The organism is Dietzia sp. DQ12-76 (assembly GCF_014145045.1).
Taxonomy (GTDB): Bacteria; Actinomycetota; Actinomycetes; order Mycobacteriales; family Mycobacteriaceae; genus Dietzia.
This window is the reverse complement of record NZ_JAALDV010000116.1, coordinates 1-5,320: the sequence shown is the minus strand read 5'-3', so window position 1 is coordinate 5,320 and position 5,320 is coordinate 1. Positions and strand designations below refer to the sequence as shown.

Genomic DNA, 5,320 nt, shown 5'->3' with positions numbered 1-5,320 from the left:
CGCCGAGGTGAGGTCCGCGGTGGTGTGAGCACCCTGCCCGAGGGGTGCGGGGCGTGGCTCCGGGCTGTCGGCGACACCCCGGAGGCGGTCGAGGACGTGATGCGCGCGGCGTGGTCCGCCGCGCGTCGGCACGTCCTGGGGGCGTCGGCGCCCGATCTACGCAAGGGTTGAGAAACGCAGGGTTCACTGAAGGTGGACTTGGGCAACACGTACGAAACACAGGGGAACCGTGCGGCTCACATGGAACTCATAACTTTGGTTTCACCGAGCGTCGATCCCCGAGAAGCGGGGGCCATCGACCGCCCGCCCACGGCAAGGAAAAACCCGCGTGAATCCCATCTCCAGACGCACCGTCGCCGCCGCCGCACTGGTGGTCCTCGGGGCCGGCGCTCTCACCGCTTGTGGTAACCGGACCTCGGACACCGCCGCAGCCTCCGCAGAATCGTGTGTGGACACCTCCGGTGACACCATCAAGATCGGGTCGCTGCACTCGCTCTCGGGCACCATGGCGATCTCCGAGAGGACGGTACGCGACTCGGTCGAGCTCGCCGTGGAGCAGATCAACGCCGACGGCGGCGTGATGGGCAAGCAGATCGAGACGGTGGTCGAGGACGGGGCATCCGACCCGGCCGTCTTCGCCGAGAAGGCCCAGAAGCTCATCACCAGCGACTGCGTGGCCGCGATCTTCGGCGGCTGGACGTCGTCCTCCCGCAAGGCCATGCTCCCGGTCGTCGAGGACGCCAACGCGCTGCTGTACTACCCCGTCCAGTACGAGGGCCTGGAAGCGTCTCCGAACATCTTCTACACCGGCGCCACGACCAACCAGCAGATCGTCCCCGGCCTCGAGTACCTCAAGGAGCAGGGCGTGGAGTCGATGTACCTGGTCGGCTCGGACTACGTGTTCCCCCAGACGGCCAACCGGGTCATCAAGGCGTGGGCGGAGGCGAACGACGTCGAGATCGTCGGCGAGGACTACACGCCGCTCGGCTCCACTGACTTCTCCACGATCGTCAACAAGGTGCGCACCGCCGATCCGGACGCGGTCTTCAACACCCTCAACGGCGACTCCAACGTCGCGTTCTTCCGCGAGTACACCAACGCCGGCCTCACCGCCGAGAACACCCCGGTGATCAGCGTGTCGATCGCGGAGGAAGAGGTGCAGGGCATCGGCGCGGCCAATATCGAGGGCCAGCTCACGTCGTGGAACTACTACCAGACCATCGACAGCCCGGAGAACACCTCGTTCGTCGAGGCGTTCAAGGCCAAGTACGGCGAGGACAGGGTCACCTCCGACCCGATGGAGGCGGCGTACACCTCGCTGTTCCTGTGGAAGAACACCGTCGAGAAGGCGGGCAGCTTCGACGTCGCCGAGATCCAGGAGAACGCCGGCGGGGTGAGCTTCGACGCCCCGGAGGGCACCGTGACGATCAACGGGGACAACAACCACATCTCCAAGACGGCGCTCGTCGGGGAGATCCGCCCCGACGGCTTGATCTACGAGGTGTGGAGTTCGGGCGAGCCCATCGAACCGGACCCCTTCCTCGAGGGCTACGACTGGGCCGGAGACCTGTCCGGTAACTGACCTGGTCACTAGTCCACCACCCCCCGCGGCGGCCCCGGCGACCGGGACCGCCGCGGGGGGTGAATGCAGGAGAAAGGAGCCGGTGTGGACGTCATCATCGGTCAACTCGCGACAGGATTGAGCATCGGTTCTATCCTTCTGCTCGCCGCGCTCGGACTGTCCCTGACCTTCGGGCAGATGGGCGTCATCAACATGGCGCACGGCGAGTTCATCATGGCCGGGTGCTACACGGCCTACGTCATCCAGCAGTTCGTCGCCGCCTCCGGGGCGGGTCTGGCGATCTCCCTGGTGGCAGGCTTCGTGGTGGGCGGGATCCTCGGGGTGATCCTCGAGGTGCTGCTCATCAGACGGTTGTACGCCCGACCGCTCGACACGCTGCTCGTGACCTTCGGCGTCGGGCTGATCCTCCAGCAGGTCGCGCGCGACATCTGGGGCGCGCCGGCCGTCAACGTCGAGGTGCCCGAGTTCCTGCGCGGAAACATGGTCCTGCTCGGGGCGTCCGTCCCGTACACCCGCGTCTTCATCTTCCTCCTGGCCGTCGCGTGTGTCGCCGCACTGATGGCCGCGATGCGGTTCACCCCGATGGGGCGTCGCATCCGGGCGGTCACACTCAACCGTGATCTCGCCGAGAGTTCCGGGATCAACTCCCGCCGCAGCGACCTGACCACGTTCTTCATCGGGTCCGGACTGGCCGGCGTGGCGGGCGTGGCGTTGACCCTGATCGGGTCGACGAGCCCCACCATCGGGCAGTCGTACCTCATCGACGCCTTCCTCGTGGTGGTCGTCGGGGGCCTCGGTCAGCTGCGGGGCGCGGTCATCGCCGCCTTCGCCCTGGGGATCCTCAACTCGTTCTTCGAATACTCCACGACCGCGTCCGTGGCGAAGGTGCTCGTCTTCGTGACGATCATCGTCTTCCTCCAGATCCGCCCGCAGGGGCTGTTCGCCGTCAAGACCAGGAGCCTGGCATGACCGACACCGCCACCATCGGCACCACCGCCGGGGACCCGGCCGATCCCGCGGCGGGTCGTCGGTTCCGTCCGCGACTGCCGCTGCCCGGTGCACTGACCGCCGAGGGAGAACGTCCCCGTTGGGTGTTCTGGGTGGCGCTCGCCGTCGCCGCGGTACTCATCTTCGGCGTGGCACCCCTGCTGCTCAGCGAGTTCCGGCTCAACCTGTTGGCCAAGTTCTTCTGCTTCGGCATCGTCGCCAGCGGTATCGGGCTGGCGTGGGGGCGGGGCGGGATGCTCACCCTGGGCCAGGGCGTCTACTTCGGCGTCGGCGCGTACGCCATGGCGATGTACCTCAAGCTCGCCGACGCCCGCGATCGCGGCGGTCCCGACGCCCTGCCGGACTTCATGCAGATCGCCGGCATGCGGTCGCTCCCCGGGTACTGGGAGCCGTTCGCCTCGCCGGTGTTCACCCTCGCGGTGATCCTGATCCTGCCGCCCCTGCTGGCCTTCGGGTTCGGGTACCTGGTGTTCAACCGCAAGGTCAAGGGCGCCTACTTCGCGATCCTGTCCCAGGCCCTCGCGGCAGCCGCCGCGATCTTCCTGGTCAGCCGCCCCGAGCTGGGCGGGTCCAACGGCCTCAACCGGTTCACCGGGTTCTTCGGCTTCGCCCTGTCGGACCCGGCCAACCGTCAGATGCTGTACTTCATCACCGGTGGCGCGCTCATCGGGGTGGTCCTGCTGGTCCGCCAGTTCATGCAGTCCCGCTTCGGTGAGCTGCTCGTCGCCGTCCGTGACCAGGAGGAGCGGGTCCGCTTCCTGGGGTACGACCCCGCCCTGGTCAAGTCCCTGGCCTACGCGGTCGCCGCCTTCGCGGCCGGGATCGCCGGCGCGCTGTTCGTCCCGATCGTCGGGATCATCTCGCCCTCGGCGATCGGTATCGCCCCGTCGATCGCGTTCCTCATCGGTGTCGCGATCGGCGGCCGGGCCACCCTGCTCGGCCCGGTTCTCGGGGCGATCGGTGTGGCCTGGGCGCAGACGACCTTCTCCGAGGCCTACCCGTCGCAGTGGACCTACCTGCAGGGGGTGCTCTTCATCGTCGTCGTGGGCTTCCTGCCCGGAGGCCTGGCCAGCCTGTTCGTCATCCGCCGGCGTCGCGCGTCCACCGGGTCCGGCCCCGCGACCCCCGCCACCACCGGATCCACCACGGAGGAGACCCCATGACCCCCACCGCTGTGGCCACCGGCGCCTCGACCGGACGGACCTACCTGGAGGTCCGCGGTCTCACCGTGACGTTCGACGGCTTCCGTGCCGTCGACGGCGTGGACCTGACGCTGATCCAGGGCGATCTCAAGTTCCTCATCGGACCCAACGGCGCGGGAAAGACCACCGTCGTCGACGCGATCACGGGACTGGTCCCGGCGACGGGGACTGTCGACAAGACCGGGCAACCGGTGCTGGGGATGAAGACGCACAAGATCGCCCGCATGGGGATCGGCCGGACCTTCCAGACGGCCAGCATCTTCGAGGACCTCACCGTGGAACAGAACCTGGACATCGCGGCCGGCTCCGGTCGGGGATGGCTGACCCTGCTCCGCCGTCGCCGGGAACGCGCGACGGTGGTCGCCGAGGCCCTGGACACCATCGGCCTCGAGCACCTGGCCGGCACCAAGGCCGGGGTGTTGGCCCACGGGCAGAAGCAGTGGCTGGAGATCGGCATGCTGCTCGTCCAGGATTCCGATGTGATGCTCCTCGACGAGCCCGTCGCAGGCATGGGGGCGGAGGAGCGCAAGGCCACCGGCGAACTGCTGAGGCGCATCGCCGCCGAACGCACGGTGGTGGTGGTGGAGCACGACATGGACTTCATGCGCGACTTCGCCACCTCGGTCACCGTCCTGGCGGCCGGGAAGGTCCTCGCCGAGGGCACGGTGGCCGAGATCCAGGCCGACCCCGATGTCCAGCAGGTGTACCTGGGCACCGCGGCCGCCACCGGCACCGAACTGGAAACCGGCACCGAACCCGAGAGGGAGTCAGACCGATGAGCGCACTACTGCAGATGTCGGGCGTCCGCGCCGGGTACGGCGGGTCCGAGGTGCTCCACGGGGTGGACCTGGAGGTCCCCGCCGGGGGCGTGGCCGCGGTGCTCGGGCACAACGGCGCGGGCAAGACGACCCTGCTGCGGGCGGCCGTCGGCCTGCTTCCGTGCAAGGCCGGTCGGATCACCTTCGACGGCCGGGACATCACCGGACTCAAGCCCCACGCCCGCGTGGCGATGGGCATCGGGTACGTACCCCAGGGCCAGCAGTCGTTCACGCAGCTCACGACCGCCGAGAACCTGAGGGTCGTGGCTGACGGCCGCAAGCGGGGCAAGGCGCTCATCGACGAGTCCCTGGACCTGTTCCCCGCGTTGAAGGACCTGCTGGACCGGAAGGCCGGGCTGCTCTCGGGCGGGCAGCGCCAGCAGTTGGCCATCGCGCGGGCGCTCATCACCGAACCGCGACTGCTGGTGCTGGACGAGCCGACCGAGGGTATCCAGCCCAATGTCGTTGCCGAGATCGAGCGGATCATCGTGGACCTGGCGTCCCGTGGTGATCTGTCGGTGCTGTTGGTCGAGCAGCACGTCGGGTTCTCGCTGCGGGCCTCGGACGTCTTCTACGTGGTGGAGTCGGGGCGGGTGACCCACTCGGGCGCCTCCGACGACACCGCCGCCCACGAGGTCACCGAGGCGCTGGCGATCTGATCCGGGCGGGCCCGTCTCACGCGGGCGCGGGCCGGGCCAGGCCCCCCGCGA

General features: G+C 68.6%; 5 protein-coding genes. All 5 read left to right on the top strand.

Features of this window, described 5'->3' with window-relative positions:
• Nucleotides 1-328 precede the first annotated feature (328 nt).
• The 5 genes from urtA to urtE all read left to right on the top strand — a co-directional run bounded on the left by urtA (nucleotide 329) and on the right by urtE (nucleotide 5,269).
• On the top strand, nucleotides 329-1,582 hold the full coding sequence (gene urtA / locus G6019_RS05115) for an urea ABC transporter substrate-binding protein (protein WP_107757185.1): 1,254 nt from the start codon (nucleotides 329-331) through the stop codon (nucleotides 1,580-1,582).
• A gap of 84 nt (nucleotides 1,583-1,666) precedes the next feature.
• On the top strand, nucleotides 1,667-2,551 hold the full coding sequence (urtB, locus tag G6019_RS05110; protein WP_182612849.1) for an urea ABC transporter permease subunit UrtB: 885 nt from the start codon (nucleotides 1,667-1,669) through the stop codon (nucleotides 2,549-2,551).
• 74 nt (nucleotides 2,552-2,625) lie between these two features.
• Nucleotides 2,626-3,753, top strand: a complete 1,128-nt coding sequence (urtC, locus tag G6019_RS05105) for an urea ABC transporter permease subunit UrtC (RefSeq protein ID WP_375539746.1) — start codon at nucleotides 2,626-2,628, stop codon at nucleotides 3,751-3,753.
• The gene (gene urtD / locus G6019_RS05100) at nucleotides 3,750-4,571 is read left to right on the top strand and encodes an urea ABC transporter ATP-binding protein UrtD (protein WP_182612848.1); all 822 of its coding nucleotides are present in this window, start codon (nucleotides 3,750-3,752) and stop codon (nucleotides 4,569-4,571) included. Before urtC ends, urtD begins: the two co-directional genes overlap by 4 nt.
• Complete coding sequence (gene urtE, locus G6019_RS05095) at nucleotides 4,568-5,269, top strand: urea ABC transporter ATP-binding subunit UrtE (RefSeq protein WP_107757182.1); 702 nt, start codon at nucleotides 4,568-4,570, stop codon at nucleotides 5,267-5,269. Before urtD ends, urtE begins: the two co-directional genes overlap by 4 nt.
• Nucleotides 5,270-5,320: the final 51 nt, after the last annotated feature.

Coding starts and splice junctions, on each gene's coding strand:
- urtD (WP_182612848.1), top strand. CDS start 3,750: ATGACCCCCACCGCTGTGGCCACCGGCGCCTCGACCGGACGGACCTAC.
- urtE (WP_107757182.1), top strand. CDS start 4,568: ATGAGCGCACTACTGCAGATGTCGGGCGTCCGCGCCGGGTACGGCGGG.